The organism is Parazoarcus communis, assembly GCF_003111665.1.
GTDB classification, from domain to species: Bacteria; Pseudomonadota; Gammaproteobacteria; order Burkholderiales; family Rhodocyclaceae; genus Parazoarcus; species Parazoarcus communis_B.
The window spans coordinates 3,463,598-3,480,411 of the sequence record NZ_CP022188.1 but is presented as its reverse complement, the minus strand read 5'-3'; the positions used below and the strand labels follow the sequence as shown (position 1 = coordinate 3,480,411).

At 61.6% G+C, this 16,814-nt stretch carries 15 protein-coding genes; 11 read left to right on the top strand and 4 right to left on the bottom strand.

Annotation, left to right across the window (positions count from 1 at the left end):
• Positions 1-170 precede the first annotated feature (170 nt).
• The 4 genes from CEW87_RS15895 to CEW87_RS15880 all read left to right on the top strand — a co-directional run bounded on the left by CEW87_RS15895 (position 171) and on the right by CEW87_RS15880 (position 4,221).
• The gene (locus CEW87_RS15895) at positions 171-1,166 is read left to right on the top strand and encodes a TRAP transporter substrate-binding protein (protein ID WP_108974544.1); all 996 of its coding nucleotides are present in this window, start codon (positions 171-173) and stop codon (positions 1,164-1,166) included.
• A 156-nt stretch (positions 1,167-1,322) separates the two neighbouring features.
• Positions 1,323-1,868, top strand: coding sequence for a TRAP transporter small permease (locus tag CEW87_RS15890; protein WP_108974542.1), 546 nt, complete (start codon positions 1,323-1,325; stop codon positions 1,866-1,868).
• A 27-nt stretch (positions 1,869-1,895) separates the two neighbouring features.
• On the top strand, positions 1,896-3,236 hold the full coding sequence (locus CEW87_RS15885; protein ID WP_108974540.1) for a TRAP transporter large permease: 1,341 nt from the start codon (positions 1,896-1,898) through the stop codon (positions 3,234-3,236).
• Positions 3,237-3,321: 85 nt separating this feature from the next.
• The gene (locus CEW87_RS15880; protein ID WP_108974538.1) at positions 3,322-4,221 is read left to right on the top strand and encodes a cache domain-containing protein; all 900 of its coding nucleotides are present in this window, start codon (positions 3,322-3,324) and stop codon (positions 4,219-4,221) included.
• 152 nt (positions 4,222-4,373) lie between these two features.
• Here CEW87_RS15880 and CEW87_RS15875 read toward each other — a convergent pair whose 3' ends face one another.
• Entirely contained in the window at positions 4,374-4,637 is a 264-nt protein-coding gene (locus CEW87_RS15875; protein WP_108974536.1) for a hypothetical protein, read from the bottom strand.
• 306 nt (positions 4,638-4,943) lie between these two features.
• Here CEW87_RS15875 and argC point away from each other — a divergent pair, with 306 nt between their 5' ends.
• The gene (argC, locus tag CEW87_RS15870; protein ID WP_108974534.1) at positions 4,944-5,903 is read left to right on the top strand and encodes an N-acetyl-gamma-glutamyl-phosphate reductase; all 960 of its coding nucleotides are present in this window, start codon (positions 4,944-4,946) and stop codon (positions 5,901-5,903) included.
• 306 nt (positions 5,904-6,209) lie between these two features.
• Here the strand turns inward: argC and CEW87_RS15865 are convergent, their stop codons facing one another.
• Complete coding sequence (locus CEW87_RS15865) at positions 6,210-6,932, bottom strand: PEP-CTERM sorting domain-containing protein (protein WP_108974532.1); 723 nt, start codon at positions 6,930-6,932, stop codon at positions 6,210-6,212.
• A gap of 407 nt (positions 6,933-7,339) precedes the next feature.
• Here CEW87_RS15865 and CEW87_RS22590 point away from each other — a divergent pair, with 407 nt between their 5' ends.
• The gene (locus tag CEW87_RS22590) at positions 7,340-7,555 is read left to right on the top strand and encodes a hypothetical protein (RefSeq protein ID WP_199917247.1); all 216 of its coding nucleotides are present in this window, start codon (positions 7,340-7,342) and stop codon (positions 7,553-7,555) included.
• Between the two features lie 113 nt (positions 7,556-7,668).
• Here the strand turns inward: CEW87_RS22590 and CEW87_RS15855 are convergent, their stop codons facing one another.
• The gene (locus CEW87_RS15855; protein ID WP_159098191.1) at positions 7,669-9,966 is read right to left on the bottom strand and encodes an EAL domain-containing protein; all 2,298 of its coding nucleotides are present in this window, start codon (positions 9,964-9,966) and stop codon (positions 7,669-7,671) included.
• A 325-nt stretch (positions 9,967-10,291) separates the two neighbouring features.
• Positions 10,292-11,197: an AEC family transporter gene (locus CEW87_RS15850; RefSeq protein ID WP_108974529.1), complete on the bottom strand. Its 906-nt coding sequence runs from the start codon at positions 11,195-11,197 to the stop codon at positions 10,292-10,294.
• A 497-nt stretch (positions 11,198-11,694) separates the two neighbouring features.
• Between CEW87_RS15850 and CEW87_RS15840 the strand changes: the two genes are divergently transcribed.
• The 5 genes from CEW87_RS15840 (at position 11,695) to CEW87_RS15820 (ending at position 16,701) form a co-directional block, all read left to right on the top strand.
• On the top strand, positions 11,695-12,480 hold the full coding sequence (locus CEW87_RS15840) for a DUF4399 domain-containing protein (RefSeq protein ID WP_108974525.1): 786 nt from the start codon (positions 11,695-11,697) through the stop codon (positions 12,478-12,480).
• Between the two features lie 158 nt (positions 12,481-12,638).
• The gene (locus tag CEW87_RS15835) at positions 12,639-13,301 is read left to right on the top strand and encodes a response regulator (protein WP_108974523.1); all 663 of its coding nucleotides are present in this window, start codon (positions 12,639-12,641) and stop codon (positions 13,299-13,301) included.
• Complete coding sequence (locus CEW87_RS15830) at positions 13,298-14,644, top strand: ATP-binding protein (protein ID WP_108974521.1); 1,347 nt, start codon at positions 13,298-13,300, stop codon at positions 14,642-14,644. Before CEW87_RS15835 ends, CEW87_RS15830 begins: the two co-directional genes overlap by 4 nt.
• Positions 14,645-14,721: 77 nt before the next feature.
• Positions 14,722-16,200 carry a DegQ family serine endoprotease gene (locus tag CEW87_RS15825; protein ID WP_108974519.1) on the top strand — a complete coding sequence of 493 codons (1,479 nt, stop codon included), beginning with the start codon at positions 14,722-14,724 and terminating at the stop codon, positions 16,198-16,200.
• A 60-nt stretch (positions 16,201-16,260) separates the two neighbouring features.
• On the top strand, positions 16,261-16,701 hold the full coding sequence (locus CEW87_RS15820; protein ID WP_159098190.1) for a hypothetical protein: 441 nt from the start codon (positions 16,261-16,263) through the stop codon (positions 16,699-16,701).
• Positions 16,702-16,814 lie beyond the last annotated feature (113 nt).

Genomic DNA, 16,814 nt, shown 5'->3' with positions numbered 1-16,814 from the left:
ATGGTCTTCCGGCACATGCCGGAAGTCCCCACCCACCCAACACATGGAGCGCAGTTCACTAGAACAAGGAAACCCCATCCGGCACGCCAAGCGTGACCAAGGGTATCCACCCCTAGCAGCAACACAGCCCCTGTCCGATCATCGGACTAGACAGAGAGATGGAGCCAATCATGAGCCTGAAGAAAACCGTACTGATCTCGTTCCTTACCGCCGGCCTGATCGCCGGATCGCAAGGTGCGTTCGCCGCCAACTTCAAGATGGCGCTGGGTGATGCTGCTGGTGGCACGCAGTGGGAGCTCGGCCAGACCTTCAAGACCCTCTTCGAGAAGAAAACCGCTGGTAAGCACAGGCTGGACCTGTTCCCCAACGGTCAGCTTGGTGACGAGCAGAACACCGTGAACAACGCTGCGCTCGGTACGCTGGACTTCTCGGTGCTGGCAATCAACAACGTCACACCGTTCTCCCCCTCGGTGGGCGTTCTGACCCTGCCCTACGTCATCCAGAGCGCAGAAGACGCCAAGAAGCTGACCCAGGGCGAGATTGGCAAGGAACTTACGGAAAACACCATCCGCGATGCTGGTGTTCGCATCGTCGGCTGGGCTTATTCGGGCTTTCGCGTACTCACCAACTCGAAGAAACCGGTAACCACCGTTGCCGACCTCAAGGGCATGGTGATCCGCGTACCGAAGAACGAGATCATGATCGCCACCTATCAGTCCTGGGGCATCAACCCGACGCCGATGGCCTGGTCCGAGACCTTCACCGCGTTGCAGCAGCGCGTGGTTGATGGCCAGGACAACCCCTATATCACCGTATCGGCGATGAAGTTCAACGAAGTGCAGAAGTACGTCACCAACATCCGCTACATCTTCTCGCTCGAGCCGCTGATCGTCAGCGAGTCCGTTTTCCAGGATCAGAAACCTGACGTACAGAAGGCCATCCTCGAAGCCGGTCGTGAAGCCACCGAGCACAGCTACAAGTACCTGCTCGAGACCGAAGATAAGATCAAGAAGGATCTCGCCGCCAAGGGCATGCAGATCAGCGACGCTGCCAACGGTGAAAAAGAGTTCATCGAAAAGGCCACCACCACGGTGTGGCCGAAGTTCTACAGCAGCATCGGCGGCAAGGACAAGCTCGACAAAGTCCTGAAGTCGCTCGGCCGCTAAGTCCCGGACTGCCGGAGCATCCATGCTCCGGCAGCTTTCTCCCCAAGGTGCGCGCCTTCTGCACCTGTCCCTGATCGAAATGCCGAACGACGCTGCAGCACGACCCGCTCACGGCCCGATCACTGCATTTGCACTTCTGATTCCGCGGAGCATGCCATGTCCATCAAAAACGTCGCTCTGAAGCTCGTTGGAAATATCGAGGAGTACCTGGCGGAAGCACTGCTTGCCTGCTTCGTGGTGCTGCTGTTCGTTCAGATCCTGTTGCGCCAGTTCTTCCAGTACTCGTTGCCTTGGGGCGAAGAACTCGCGACCTACATGTTCGTCTGGTTTGCCTACCTCGGCGCGACCGTCGCGGCAAAGATGTCGGCCCACAACCGCGTCACCTTCCAGTTCAGGTTCTTCCCGCCCATCGTTCGCAAGGTCTGCATGGCCCTGTCGGACGTGCTGTGGGTGTGCTTCAACATGTACTTCGTGTACCTGAGCTACGACTTCGTGTTCAACCGCATGAACCTGTTCTGGAAGTCGCAGACCCTCGGGCTGCCGATGAAGTACTTCTACATGATCCTGCCGGCAGCCTTCACGCTGATGTCGATCCGCATCCTGTGGAACCTCTACCTCACCCTGTTCAAGGGGGTGGAACTGATGGACCCGGAAGCGGAAGAGATCGAGAAGCTCAAGAAAACCGCAGCCACACAACAATAAACGCGGCCACCCGCAGAGAGACTAGACATGGACGCCTATATCGTAGAAATCCTGTTCGGCGGATTCTTCCTCATGCTGCTGCTGGGGGCGCCGATCACCATTGCACTGGGTGGTGCTGCACTTGCCACCTTCATTGCAGTGGAGAAAAACCCGATCGCCTTCGTGCAGATTGCCTTCACCTCGGTGGGCAGCTTTCCGCTGATGGCCCTGCCCGCCTTCGTGCTCGCCGGCGCACTGATGGAAGCCGCAGGCATCTCGCGCAGACTGGTGGATATCGCCGAAACCCTTGCCGGCCCGATCACCGGCGGCCTTGGCGCGGCCACCGTGCTGGCCTGCCTGTTCTTCGGCGCCATCTCGGGCTCCGGTCCGGCCACCACCGCAGCCGTCGGCATGCTGATGATCCCGGCCATGACCAAACGCAACTACGACCGCAGCTACGCCTCGGCCGTCACCGCCGCCTCGGGTGGCCTCGGCATCATCATCCCGCCCTCCATCCCGATGGTGATCTTCGGCATCTCGGCCATGGGCCTGATGCCGCCACCGGAGGCCGTTGCCAAGTATGGCGAGTTTGCGTCGGTGTCGATCCCGAAGCTGTTCGTCGCCGGTGTGGTTCCAGGCATCGTGATGGCGGGCAGTCTGGTGGTGATCAACTACTTCATCTCGAAGAAGCACGGCTACGTCGGTCTCACCGAAAAATGGTCCTTCACCGAGATTCGCACCTCGTTGCGCAGGGGCGTGTGGTCAGTGCTGGCACCGGTGATCATTCTCGGCGGCATCTACGCCGGTCTGTTCACCCCGACCGAATCGGCCATCGTGGCAATTTTCTACACGCTCTTCGTCGGCGTTTTCCTGCACCGTGAGCTGAAGTTCGCGTCCTTGCTCAACTCGCTGCGCACCACGACCTGGATCACCGGTCGCGTGCTGCTGATCCTCTTCACCGCGACCGTCTTCGGCCGCCTGCTGGTGGAACAGCGCATCCCGGCAACGATCGCTGACTCCATGCTCGGGCTGACCGACAACATCTACCTCATCTGGTCGATGATCATCGTGTTCCTGCTCTTCGTCGGCATGTTCATGGAGACCCTCGCAGCGATCATGATCCTGGTGCCAGTGCTGCTGCCAGTGATGTACACGCTTGGCATGGACCCCACTCACGTCGGCATCGTCATCATCTGCACGCTGTCGGTCGGTTTCATGACGCCGCCGCTGGGTGAGAACCTGTTCGTTGCCTCGGGCATCGGCGGATCGAGCATCGAGGCCATCGTCGCCCGCATCCATCCCTTCGTCATCATTTCGACGATCTCGATCTTCCTCATCGCCTTCTTCCCGCAGATCTCGCTGTGGCTGCCTTCGATGGTCGGCTATTGAACGTGAGCCCCCTGGCCGGCGCATCGGCGCCGGCCGCCCGCAAGAAGGCGTTTTTCGCGAAGAAAGCCACCAATGGAGACACACCATGTTGCTGACCCGACGTCCCCTATACGTTCTAGCCCTGTCCTCACTGGTCGGGTTCGGGCTGCCCGCTGCAGCCGTCGCCGCAACGCCTGCAGCAAATGGCAACGCTGAAACCACCCCCGGCATCTACGGCAATCCACAGGCCGAACGCGCTACCGCACTGCTCGAGCGCGCGGTAGAGCACGTCCGCAAGACCGGCGTGATGGGGGTGGATGCCTTCAGTCGCGAGGCTGAATTCATCGACCGTGACCTCTACGTGTACGCCCTCGACATGAGCGGTCGCTTTCTCGCCAGCGGCGGCGCCTCTGCTGTGCTGATCGGCCAGAACGTGCTGACCGAGACCGATCTCGACGGTCGCCCCTTCTTCAAGGAGATGGTCGAGATGGCAAAGGCCAGCGACCACGGCCGCATCGAATACCACTGGTTCAACCCGGCCGACAGCAAGAGCGAACCCAAGCTGACGACCTACCAGCGGGTCGGCAACGTCATCGTCGCCGTCGGCTACTACGCACCTCGCGCGACCCCGGCCCAGGCCAGAAGTCTGCTCAAGCGTGCGATGAAGGCGATGATCGATGACGAAGCCGCCGCACTGACCGCCTTCCAGCACTTCAAAGGCCCCTTCGTGCGCGACGACCTGTACGTGGTCGTGGTGGACATCGCTTCCCGCAAGGTCCTGGCGCATGGCGCAAACCCGGCCCTGGTCGGGACCGACGCCAACGCCCAGAAGTCACCGGACGGTGTCGAAATCGGTCGCGAGATGCTGGCGCTGGCGCGCAAGGACGGCAAGGGCGAGTACGAGTACAACTGGCGCAACCCCCTGACCGGCCGCCTGGAAAAGAAGCACAGCTACTTCAGCACCCAGAACGGGCGCCTGATCGGCGTGGGGTATTTTTCACGCTGAGATGATGCACGGAAAGACAACCGGATGAAGGGCACGATGCGCACAGCCGGCTCCCGGTTTCCACGGCCCTGATGTGCGCCCATGTTCACCACTAACAATACCTGGTACTGAAGATGGGCACGCACCCGCAGCCGTGGGTGCCTGTCTGCAAGCTAGTCAGCCTTGGCCCAGCTTTTCCGCCATGCATCAAAATCATCGCGTGCGATGCAGGTCTCCAGCCGGTTGATGTTTCCCGGCAGCTGTCGTCCTTCCCACTGCTCCGTTGCCCAGCGCTTTATGTTGGCGTGCAGGTCACCATGCTGAATTGCCGCCGCCAGCAACACTTCGGCGTCATGCTCGGCCATTGAGGCAGAGCTCATCTCGCGCGCCGCCTCCAGCAGCGTCAAGACGTTCGATCCGGGTTCACGCTTGATCATAAGAGTCTCCTCGGTCTTGTTTTGTATTCAACCCGGTGAGTCACTGCCGGCATCGCAGACACGGCCAGAATCAAGCCACAAAAAGCAGGCAACTCCCCACCGCCTTCCCTCACTAGTGTGCCTCAGCCTTCGCCAGGGAGATACAGGCCTTTCGGAGCGTAACGCAAGCTGCAATCGAAACCGCCGTGCGTGGCGTCGACCGACATGCACTGTACCCAAAATCCATCAGCACCTCATCGGACGGCAGACCTTCATCAAAACGGACATAGAATACGGGCTTGAGTAATCGCCCAGCGGAGCACACGCATGACTTACAAGGTTTTCATCGACGGTCGTCACGGCACCACCGGTCTCAAGATCGACGAGCGCCTGTCCGGCCGCGACGAAATCGAGATCCTGACCATCCCCGAAGACAAGCGCAAGGACCCCGCCGTCAAGGCCGAGTACGTCAATTCAGCCGACGTCGTCTTCCTGTGCCTGCCCGATGCGGCATCGAAGGAATCGGTTTCGCTGCTCGCCCCGGGCAACACCCGCACCCGCTTCCTTGACGCCAGCACCGCCCACCGGACCAACCCTGACTGGGTCTACGGCCTGCCCGAACTCAATCCCGGTCAGCGCGAGCGCGTGCGCAATGCACAGAAGGTCGCCGTCCCCGGCTGTCATGCCAGCGGCTTCATCATGCTGATGCACCCGCTCGTCGCCGCCGGCATCGTGCCCGCCGACTACCCGGCCAGCACCTACTCCATCACCGGCTACAGCGGCGGCGGCAAGGAGATGATCGCCAGCTACGAAGAAGCCGGCGAACTGGGCGACAACATGAAGAGCCCGCGCTTCTACGCGCTGGGCCTCGCCCACAAGCACCTGCCCGAAATGCAGACGCTCACCGGCCTCGCCAACAAACCGCTGTTCACCCCCATCGTCGGCAACTTTGCCCAGGGCATGGTGGTGGCGGTACCGCTGCTGCCGCGCCTGCTCAAGCAGAAGGTGTCCGCAGCCGACGTCCAGCGCTTTTTCGCGGAGTACTACGCCGGCGAGACCTTCATCAAGGTCATGCCTTCGGACCCCGCGCCGATGCTGGACAACGGCTTCCTGCCCGCGACCACCTGCAACGACACCAACCGTGCCGAGATCTTCGCCTTCGGTCACGAAGACCAGATCCTCGTCGCTGCGCGTTTCGACAACCTCGGCAAGGGCGCCTCGGGCGCTGCCATCCAGTGCATGAACATCATGCTTGGACTGGACGAGACGGCCGGGCTGGCGGTTTAAGCGGGATCCAGATGGCGCGCGTCAGGATCGACAGTCCCTGATCCGGCTGCCAGGTTCAATGCAATTGGCAGGCGTAACGGGCGACAGTGCCGGCGCGCGTCCACTTCACTCACGCGCTGTGGCGTAAAGGCCCGCGCCCGTGCGATCAGCGCAAGGCTCGATATCGCGCTCGCAGATTTATCGCACATTGACGCTTGCCGGACGACAGGTTCTCGGCCGACCTTGCTTCACAGTGCGTCGAACGAAAAAAACCGGGATACTCGATCCCGGTTTTTTATCATTTCGCGTATGTTTTGCGCGACGTGCCTACTTGACCTTGCGGCGCAGACCCAGCAGACCCAAGCCCAGCGCAGTCAGCAACAGCGTGGCGGGTTCCGGAACCCCATTCGGGTCGGGATCCACGATTTGGCCGACGTCACCAACGACCATGTCGTCAAACGCGAAGACGTCACCACCCCCTGCATTGCCAAAGACAATCGAGCTGTAGCTGTTGCCTGCGTCAACGAAGCCCCAGAACAGGGTGGCTTGGTCGGTGTTGCCAATATTCAGAGAGTGCGGCACGGTGAAAGCAGTCGGATTGCCGTTGATGTCGGTCAGGGTGATCGTCATTTGCGCGGTGACGAAGTCACCAATGTCTATACCATTGAAGCCGAATGCGCTGATCGCGGTGGCGAAGGTGATTTCAAAGTTGCCAGTCGTAGCCGTGATGTAGTTGGTACCTGAGGTGGCAAAGCGGCCGGTGCTAGGTGAGCTTGCCAGCGAAATCGTGCCGGCCAGCGTGGCATCCAGCGTGACAGCCGTGCCCGGAAACTGGAGGTTGAAGGGCTGGGAGCCGGTCAGCGCTTCAAAGTCCTCGGTGCCAACGCCACTGAGGTTGCTGAGGAAGGTGTTGCGAGCCGCGGTCGAATTTGCTCCGAGGACACCTGCGGTGGTCGGGTCTTCGCCGAAAAAGGTCATCGGAGCGGCCGATGCGGAGAACGACACCGTGGCGAGTGCTGCTGCAGTAGCTAAGGCCTTGATGGTTTTCATTGTTTTCTCCAGGTCAGTGCTGAATGAACATAGATAGCCGATCCGGCTACCAGTGGGACCCCCACCCTGATCAAGAACAACGCACCAAACATACCACAAATCTTAAGCCTTTGTTTTTATTGTCTTTAAGTCTAGCGCCGTAGAACTTTCGCATTGTAAAGTGTAAAGTTTCTCGACAATACCTTGGCGCCTTCGGCATCTTCCCGGCCGACGATCCGGCCAGGAGATGCAGACCCTGACCGGCCTCGCCAACAAGCCGCTGTTCCCCCCCATCGTCGGCAACTTTGCCCAGGGCATGGTGGTGGCTGTACCGTTGCTGCCGCGCCTGCTCAAGCAGAAGGTATCCGCAGCCGACGTCCAGCGCCATTTTCGCGGAGTACTACGCCGGCGAGACCTTCATCAAGGTCATGCCGTCGGACCCCGCGCCGATGCTGGACAACGGCTTCCTGCCCGCGACCACCTGCAACGACACCAACCGCGCCGAGATCTTCGCCTTCGGTCACGACGACCAGATCCTCGTCGCTGCGCGTTTCGACAACCTCGGCAAGGGCGCCTCAGGCGCTGCCATCCAGTGCATGAACATCATGCTGGGGCTGGACGAGACGGCCGGACTGGCGCTTTAACAGGCGGCGTCAGGAGATAGAGAACATCTGACGCCCTGGGGCTGGCCGGGTTCAAGCCTGCCCGCCAGCCCGAACAATGGACGCAGATCGGACGCGTCCGGTTTGCGCGAGCGCTACGCGGATTTTTGCTTTTCCGACAAGCGCTGATTGTTCGCGAGCCAGGGATACAAATCGTCAAGCGGCATGGGTTTCGCGAAATAGAAGCCCTGAATAAAGTCGCAGCCAATCTGACGCAGTTGTTCCAGTTCTTCTGGCTGCTCGACCCCCTCCGCAATAATCTCCATGCCGAGTTCTTTCCCGATGTTGGCGATATTACGTGCCATGACGTCATTTCCGGCGCACAGGCCGACGATGAAGCTGCGGTCGATCTTGAGCGAATGGAATGGCAGGTTGCGCAATCGATCGAGCGAGGAATAGCCGGTGCCGAAGTCGTCGAGATGGAAATGATATCCAAGGCCGATCAACTCACGCATGACGGGAACAATCGCCGATCCAGCCTCGACGAGCATGCTTTCCGTCAGCTCGAGACGCACCGCAGAAGCCGGCACTGAGTACCGATCAAACGTTTCGCGAATGTCCTTGACCAGACCCGTTCTGTGGAACTGCGCGACGGAGAGATTGACGCTGCACTGCAGTTCCGGATAGAGGCGGCAAAGCCCCTGCATTGCCTCGCCAACCTGATCAAAGACGAATTGACCGAGGCGGACGATCAAGCCCGTGTCTTCCGCGATCGCAACAAACTCCCCGGGTGGAACGAAGTTGCCATCGAGAGACCAGCGCGCAAGCGCCTCCATGCCGACCGCGCGGCCCGAATTCGCTTCGACGATCGGTTGAAACCATACGTCGAGATCGCGCCGGTCCAGCGCGACTTTGAGAGCGAGTTCCAGCTGCATTTTTCGCGCCGCTGCGTCGAGCATGCTGATGTCGAAGGTTGCAAACTGTGCCTTGCCACGCCGCTTTGCCTCGTACATCGCCAGGTCGGCATTCCGCAGAACCTCCGCCGGGGCGAGGGTCACTCCAACGGACGAAACACCGCCGGAGGCGCTCACCCTGAGCGCATGCTCTTCAAAGAGGATCGGCTCCTCCAGCGACAGTGCCAGGCGTTTGGCAAACCGCATCGCCTCGGGCACGCTGACGTCTTCGAGCAGAATCGTGAACTCGTCGCCGCCGATGCGTGCCGGCGTATCGTATCTCCTCACCAATGAGACGATGCGGGCAGCGACCTCGCGCAACACGTGGTCGCCGGCGGCGTGCCCAAGACCGTCATTGATCAGCTTGAAGCCATCGAGGTCGATCAGAAGCAGACTGCTTCCTCCGCCACCAACGCCGTGTTGCCCACGGTTCTGCACAGCTTCCAGGCGGGCCAGGATCAGGCGGCGATTGCCGATTCCGGTCAAGGGATCGTGGTCGGCAAGGTGGCGCAGATTGCCGTTCTGCGATTCGACCTCGGTCATCAACCCATTGAGTGAGCGCGCAAGACTGTCGAACTCGTCATTGCCCTGAATCGGCCAACGGATGCCATTACCCCCTTCTTTCTGATGACGGTCAGCAAGCCCGGAGAAGCGTTTCAGGCGTCGCAGCACGTGGAGATTCAGGATCATGTAGATACCTGCGAGGGCCACCATGACCAGAACAAGTGCGTTCATTCCGACCGTCATGTATGTGAGCTTGCGCTCCTCACCCAGCCGCGTGGGACCGCCGACAGTGATGATGGCTGGCGAGTCCTGAAGGGTCTGCGTGACTGTCCAGCCTTCCTCTGAACCGCTGGTATCGTGCTTGACCGAGATCGTCGTACTGGCACTTGCTGGCGCTTCATTGAGGGAAAACGGGCTGGAAGTCGTTTTGCGCAGTCCCGCCAGATATGTGTCGTCGAGACTACGCAGGAAGAACATGTACCCGCTTGCCGCGCGCCTTCGCGCCGTGTCGGTGATCGGCGCCGCCGATAGCAGCACTGCCCGCCCGTCGATCCACAGCAGGGACGTGGAGGTATCGTCGACGCCGTTCCGGATGACCTCTGCAAACCAGGGCTGCAGCTCTTCCAGTACCGGCTTCGGCGTGTCGACAAGGGCTCCCTGGCTGTTGAAGGTTTTACTGGATATTGGCACGCCGGCGATGCTCGAGATCACGAACGTCGTCATGCGGATATTCTTCATCGAATCAACCGTGAAGTTGGCGTCGATGAAGTCCGGGAGCTTGCCGGCGACGAAACGTTCGGCGTCATCCCAACGCGCATAGTCGCCAATCATGGAAGCCATCGAACGGCGTTCCTGCTCGAAGGCAACGCTAACGCGTGCCAACTCCTGTCGATAGTATTCTGCGTCGAAAGTGTCGAAGCGCTTGTCGAGCAGGTACACCGACAGTGCGAAAAACAGCACGCCGAGGATCAGCAACAGCAGCGTCAGACGGTACAAAATCCATCGGCCGATACTACCCACAGGTCTCGCACAGTCTTGCACCATCGGCTTTCCCTCAACCGAATACACAATCACGACGGCAGCTCAGCCTGATGGCGCTTTTTTCCACCCGAAAAGCATTCGCTCCCTGCTGTCCGATCGGCCTTGCTTGTAATGTTTTGCGAGCAATGACAGAACGAACGCATTCCCGGAAATCATATACTGAATGGCTGAAGGCGCTGAGAAATAGTTATCGCGGAGCAATACTCTGAAGACAGCTGGGCGTCGTGCGCCCCCTGCTCGCGAACGACGGAAACCGGGTGGCGCTCGGACATGCCAGGCATCAAGCCAGGAGGATCAGGACAAGCATCAGGCTGGCTGCCGATAGCAGTGTCTGCAGGGTGATGATGCCGGCCATCAGGTGGCTGTCGCCACCCAGTTGGCGAGTCAGGACATATGCGGTTGGCGCCGTCGGCAAGGCGAAGAAGAGCACAAGAATTGAGCGCTCGATGGCAGGCAGTCCGAGCACGAGCGCGCAGGCAAATGCGACCGCAGGGACCAGCAGGAGCCGGACCAGGCTATTCGAAACCAGTGCGCCCAACTCGCCATGGAGCTCGCGCGGCTTCAAAGCGGCGCCGACGCAGAGCAGGCCAAGCGGCAGGCTGGATCCGGCCAGAAGCGCCAGCAGCCGGTCCGTACCCCACTTGATCTCGACGCCGGACTGATTGACCAGCGCCCCCGCCAGGCAGGCAAGGATGAGCGGATTCGTCACGATCGGCCACAGCAGCGCTTTGAGGCTGGTATGCCTGCCCGCCGACAAGGCCAGTACCGACATCACGTTTACGATGGGCACGAGAAGCGCCAGCATTACCGCCGCCAGCAGCAGGCCTTCCTTGCCGAAGAAACCACCTATCGCGGCCAGCCCCAGATAGGTATTGAAACGCAAGGTGCCCTGAAGCATCACACCGAATCGTGCCGCAGGCCAGCCATGGACCCGGCGCGCGACCAGCAATCCGGCACTGCACACAGCCAATGCAAGCAGGACTGCGGTGAGCAGGCGTGGCAAAGCGGGGTCATTCAAAGGCGCGGTGGCCAGGCTCTTGAACAACAGCGCGGGAAACAGAATGAAATAGTTGAAGCGCTCCGCGCCGGGCCAGAACCCCTGCCCCGGAAACCCGCGCTTCTGCATGTAATACCCCGCGACGATCAGCACGAAGAGCGGCCACAAGGACTCCAGCACTTCGATCATCGCGCACGCTCCGGAGTACCCGCCCGCATCCGCGTGGTCCTGCACACCGCAGCAGTTTCGAGCGCATCCTGAAGGCGAAGCTCATCGCATGCCGCCACGGCAGCGCCAGACGTCAGGCGGCGGGGCGTATCCGCATACCCCGTCACCACGCTTGTCATCAACAGGTCTTCCAACATCGATCATCCCTGCACGCTTACACGCAAATTCCATACACTGCCGGCAGCATACCGGAGCACCGCAACCTGGTGACCGGATCGGCGAATCACGACCCGTTGGCTGAAGAATGACACGCCTGCGCTACCTGCCTTTGCCCGACATTGCCCAGCCCCGATGCACGCCGGCCGCGACACAGGGCATTGGATTACAGGGGGACTGGACGGATCAGGTGCCCGCCCGGCAGACTGCCTGCGAGCGCCATTTTCCCACTTCGTAAAGTACACCTTGACGCCCTCCGAGGCTCTTTGTAGCGTGCATGCACCGACCCCAGGACAATCAGCATGAAAAATAAATACAGTGCGCGCCCTCTCATCCTGATTGCGGCCCTGCTCATGGCCACCACTGCAGCGCAGGCCAGACATCCATGGGTCACCGACAACCCGCGTCTCGACAAGAATGCATGGTTTTCAAACCTTGAATCGGGCACCGAGGTGCAATCACCCTTTGTCGCCAAGTTCGGGCTCACCGGCATCGGCATCGCGTCGGTCAAGAAACCGGTGGCAAGCGCCGGACACCACCACCTGCTGATCGACCGCGGGCTTCCGCTCAATTTCACCGAGCCCCTGCCCTTCAACGACCAGTACATCCACTTTGGCAAGGGCCAGATGGAAGCCATCCTCGACCTTCCACCAGGCAGGCACAGCCTGCGCCTGGTGTTCGCCGATCACAGGCACATACCCAACTTCGTCTATAGCGACGAACTCATCGTGAATGTCACAGGCAGCAGTGGAAAGACCATCGATTCGCTCAAGCGCACGGAAATCAGCGTTCTTTCGCCCCGAAGCGGCAGCAGGATCAGCCCGCCCTTTGCCGTCGCCATGCATGCGGCCGGCTACAACGTCTCGCACACTGACATCAACGAACCCGACACCGGGCACTTCCGGCTCCACCTGGCCCCTGCGAAAGGCGACGAAGTCGTCATCGATCTTACCGGTGGCGAGACCGAAGTCTGGCTCAACCCGCCAGCCGGCAGCTACAGCGCATCGCTGGAGATGTTGAGCAACAGCGCTCCAGGCACGGTGATGGCGAGATCCACACCAGTCCGCTTCGAAGTGAAGCCGCGCTGATCCCAGGCCAGGCGACAGCTGACGTAGTCCGATCGACCGGAGCGGACGATCGGGAGTTGTGGCGGAAGGTTGCGACTGCCGAGCCGCATCGAGATCCGACGCAAACAAAGACCTCGATTAGAATTCCCCTCTTTCCCGACCGGACAGCCTGCCCCCAAGTGAGACTCCTGCTGATTGAAGACGACCCGATGATCGGCGCCGGCGTGCAGCAGGCGCTGCGGCAGGACGGCTATGCGGTGGACTGGGTGCGCGATGGCGTCGCCGCCGAACTTGCGGTGCAGGACAATCCCTACGAACTCTTGCTCCTCGACCTCGGCCTGCCGCGGCGCGGTGGCATCGAACTGCTGCAGAACCTGCGCGCGGCCGGCAATACGCTGCCGGTGCTGGTGATGACGGCACGCGATGCGGTTGCCGACCGTATCCGCGGCCTCGACGCCGGTGCCGACGACTATCTGGTGAAACCCTTCGATCTCGATGAACTCGGTGCCCGCGTGCGGGCATTGCTGCGCCGCCAGCGCGGACAGGCCGCGCCACTGATCGTCCACGGCGGGCTGACGCTCGACCCGGCCACGCACGAGGTCAAACTGGATGGTGAAGTCGTACGTCTGTCGGCACGGGAATACGCGTTGCTGCGAGCACTGCTCGAGCAGCCTGGCAAACCGCTGTCGCGTGCGCAACTCGAAGAGCGGGTCTACGGCTGGGAAGAAGAAGTGGAAAGCAATGCGATCGAGGTCCATATTCACGGCCTGCGGCGCAAACTCGGTGCCGACTGGGTTCGCAACCTGCGTGGCGTCGGTTACTACCTGCAGGAGCAGGCATGAACTCTTTACGCCGCACCCTGCTGGTCTCGCTGCTAAGCGCAATCGCCGTGGTATTCGCGGTGGCCGGCTATGCCACCTACCGCACCGCGCGAGGCGAAGTCGACGAGGTGATGGATTACCATTTGCGCCAGTTCGCGCTGTCGCTGCGCGACCAGCATTTCGGCCAGCAACCCCCTCCGCCACCACCGATGGAATCCCCCGAAGAGTCTTTCGACTTCGTCATCCAGATCTGGGACGCCCAGGGTGTGCGGCTCTACCTCTCGCGACCGCACAGCGTACTCCCGGCGCTCGCGCGTTTTGGCTACAACACGGTCGACACCACCGAGGGCAAGTGGCGCGTGTTTTCCATTCCCTTGCAGAATCAGGTCATCCAGATTGCGCAGCCGATGTCGGTACGCAGCCGGATGGCGGCCGACGCGGCACTGCGCACACTGATTCCGCTCCTCGTCCTGATACCGCTGCTCGGCGCCCTGATCTGGTACCTGGTCGGACGGGGTCTGCGTCCGCTGGAGCAGCTCGCGCGTGAGGTTGGTACCCGTCGCGCCGATGCCCTCTCCGCCCTGCCCGCGGCCGAGGTGCCCGACGAAGCACGGCCGCTGGTGCTTGCACTCAACGACCTCCTGCACCGGCTCGACCAGGCCATGAGCGCACAACGTGCGTTTGTAGCCGATGCCGCACACGAACTGCGCACGCCACTCGCTGCGCTGCAGATCCAGCTTCAGCTCACCGAACGCGCAAGTGACGACACCGCGCGTCAGGCGGCGCTGGGAGAACTGCGTGCCGGTCTGCAGCGTGCCACACACCTGGTGCAGCAACTGCTCACGCTCGCCCGCCAGGAACCCGGCGCCGGTGCCACCGCAAAGTTCGGCCCCGTCGTACTTGCCGACATCGCCCGTCACGGCCTCACCGACCACGCGTCGCTCGCCGATGCACGGCAGATCGACCTCGGTGCGGACACGCTGGATGAAGATGCCGTGGTCCAGGCCGACCCGGCCGCACTCCGAACCCTGATCGGCAACCTGATAGACAACGCGATCCGTTACACCCCGCCCGGCGGCCGGGTCGACGTCACGGTATTCACCGATCGGTCGTCCTCCCCTGCTTCGCACTGGCTGTGCGTGAGCGACAGCGGCCCCGGCATTCCGCCCGACGAGCGCGAGCGTGTGCTCGACCGCTTCTATCGTCGTGCCGGTGTCGAGCAAAGCGGTAGCGGGCTTGGGCTGGCCATCGTTCGCAGCATCGCCGAGCGCCACGGCGCCAGCCTCGTGCTCGACACCTCGGCGCACGGCGGGCTCAAGGTTGGCCTGTGTTTTGCGGCGGCGGGAGAACCTCGGCCGTCTTAAGTCTGGTTTAAGTCGACGCACCTTAAATTGCAGCTGTCGCGGGTTGAGTTCGCCCGCATCGGTTGAAGGAGCCCGACATGAAAACCAAAGTCATCAAGCTTTCCGGCATTGCACTCGCCGTCGCTGCCCTTTCACTGGGCGGATACAATTTCGCCAACCATTCCATTGGCACCGCACACGCATCACCTGCGTCGGCGACCATGACGTCTCCCGCTGCGGCGTCCGCTGCACCATCTGCCGCGCTGACGCTGCCTGACTTCCAGTCCATCGCCGAGCGTTATGGCCCGGCGGTCGTCAACATCAGTGTCGAAGGTACGGTAAAGACCTCGGCGCGCGGACAATCGCCCCTCGGCGGGATGAATCCGAACGACCCGTTCTACGATTTCTTCCGTCGCTTCGGCCCGCAGATCCAGGTGCCCGAGGGTGAGCAGATCACACACGGCATGGGCTCGGGCTTCATCGTCAGTTCCGACGGCGTCATCCTCACCAATGCACATGTGGTGGCGGACGCCACCCAGGTCACGGTCAAGCTCACCGACAAGCGCGAATTCACCGCCAAGGTGATCGGCATCGACAAGCCGACCGACATCGCAGTGCTGCGCATCGACGCCAAGGATCTGCCCACCGTGCCGCTGGGCGACCCGAGCCAGACCCGGGTCGGTGAATGGGTGCTCGCAATCGGCGCGCCTTTCGGCTTCGAGAACAGTGTCACCGCAGGCATCGTTTCGGCCAAATCGCGCTCGCTGCCCGACGAGGGATACGTGCCCTTCATCCAGACCGACGTCGCCATCAACCCGGGCAACTCGGGCGGCCCCCTGCTCAACCTCAAGGGCGAGGTCATCGGGATCAACTCGCAGATCTACAGCCGCTCGGGTGGCTACCAGGGCCTGTCGTTCGCGATCCCGATCAACGTCGCCGCCCAAGTCAGGGATCAGCTCATGACACATGGCAAGGTCACCCGAGGCCGGCTCGGTGTCGCGGTTCAGGATCTCAACCAGGCACTGGCGAACTCCTTCGGTCTTAAAGCCGCACATGGCGCACTGGTGAGCCGGGTCGACACCGACGGCCCAGCAGCCAAGGCCGGGATCGAGGCCGGTGACATCATTCTCGGGATTAACGACGAGCGCGTAGGCAGCTCGGCCGAACTTCCGCCCAAGGTCGCCGCCATCCCACCGGGTGAGACCGTAAAACTGGAGATCTGGCGTCAGGGCAAGAGCCGCGACCTGACGGTGACTGTGGGCGAACTGAAGTCGGCGCAGGTTGCCGCGAACGACAGCCAGGACATGGATCAGGGGCGCCTTGGCGTTGCGGTACGGCCGCTCAGCCCCGAAGAGCAGCAGCAGATCGAATCCACCGCAGGCCTGCTCGTGCTCGATTCCACCGGCCCCGCCGCCCATGCCGGCATCCAGCGCGGCGACGTCATCCTCGCTGTAAACGGCAAGGCCGTAAGCAGTATCGAAGGCCTGCGCAAGGACCTCGCCGCCGTCGGCAAACATGCAGCAATCCTGATCCAGCGCGAGGATGCGCGGATCTTCATCCCCATCGAGCTCGGCTGAACCACGATCACCCCAACCGGCCGCACGGATCGCCTGCGGCCCACTTTACCGGAGACATGCATGAAAAACAGGCAACGAATTTCTCGACGCGTGCTGCGGCACTTTCTGCAGTTGGCCGCTGCGACCTTCGCCATCGGCGCCAACGTTGCACCGGCCAGCGCCGGCAACGACGAGGCCAGTCGCGCTGCCGACCAGCAGGAAGAGAACAAATACACGCATGGTGTCGCGGCAGAAGGGCATTCGGATGCCTATCCGCTGAGCTTTGCCCTCCCCGCTCCGTCCCTGGCGCCGATTGCGGGGCAGGCCAGAGCGGACGTGCGGGTGCTTGACGGCGACGGACGCAAACTCGTCCAGCTCGCGCTCGACGGCGCAAGCATGATTGGCCCCTTTGACCACGGTGCCTATACTGTGTTGATCAAGGCCAACGGTATGACCGAAGTCCATCGCCTTCGCATCGGCACCGACACCCTGCCCTATCTCTATTTCACCGAGAACGTCTGAGGCTGGGCCGGGGCGACCGCCGTCACACGCCCCGGCCAACCCGGAACACCCCTCAGCATGCATAAGGGGAGCACTACGTCACAAAGCGTATCCGCTTCCGTCACTCCGTGATC

Coding starts and splice junctions, on each gene's coding strand:
- CEW87_RS15850 (WP_108974529.1), bottom strand. CDS start 11,197: ATGATCGAAGTGCTGGAGTCCTTGTGGCCGCTCTTCGTGCTGATCGTC.
- CEW87_RS15820 (WP_159098190.1), top strand. CDS start 16,261: ATGAAAAACAGGCAACGAATTTCTCGACGCGTGCTGCGGCACTTTCTG.
- CEW87_RS15895 (WP_108974544.1), top strand. CDS start 171: ATGAGCCTGAAGAAAACCGTACTGATCTCGTTCCTTACCGCCGGCCTG.
- CEW87_RS15875 (WP_108974536.1), bottom strand. CDS start 4,637: ATGATCAAGCGTGAACCCGGATCGAACGTCTTGACGCTGCTGGAGGCG.
- CEW87_RS15865 (WP_108974532.1), bottom strand. CDS start 6,932: ATGAAAACCATCAAGGCCTTAGCTACTGCAGCAGCACTCGCCACGGTG.
- argC (WP_108974534.1), top strand. CDS start 4,944: ATGACTTACAAGGTTTTCATCGACGGTCGTCACGGCACCACCGGTCTC.
- CEW87_RS15825 (WP_108974519.1), top strand. CDS start 14,722: ATGAAAACCAAAGTCATCAAGCTTTCCGGCATTGCACTCGCCGTCGCT.
- CEW87_RS15840 (WP_108974525.1), top strand. CDS start 11,695: ATGAAAAATAAATACAGTGCGCGCCCTCTCATCCTGATTGCGGCCCTG.
- CEW87_RS15830 (WP_108974521.1), top strand. CDS start 13,298: ATGAACTCTTTACGCCGCACCCTGCTGGTCTCGCTGCTAAGCGCAATC.
- CEW87_RS15885 (WP_108974540.1), top strand. CDS start 1,896: ATGGACGCCTATATCGTAGAAATCCTGTTCGGCGGATTCTTCCTCATG.
- CEW87_RS15880 (WP_108974538.1), top strand. CDS start 3,322: ATGTTGCTGACCCGACGTCCCCTATACGTTCTAGCCCTGTCCTCACTG.
- CEW87_RS15890 (WP_108974542.1), top strand. CDS start 1,323: ATGTCCATCAAAAACGTCGCTCTGAAGCTCGTTGGAAATATCGAGGAG.
- CEW87_RS22590 (WP_199917247.1), top strand. CDS start 7,340: ATGCCGTCGGACCCCGCGCCGATGCTGGACAACGGCTTCCTGCCCGCG.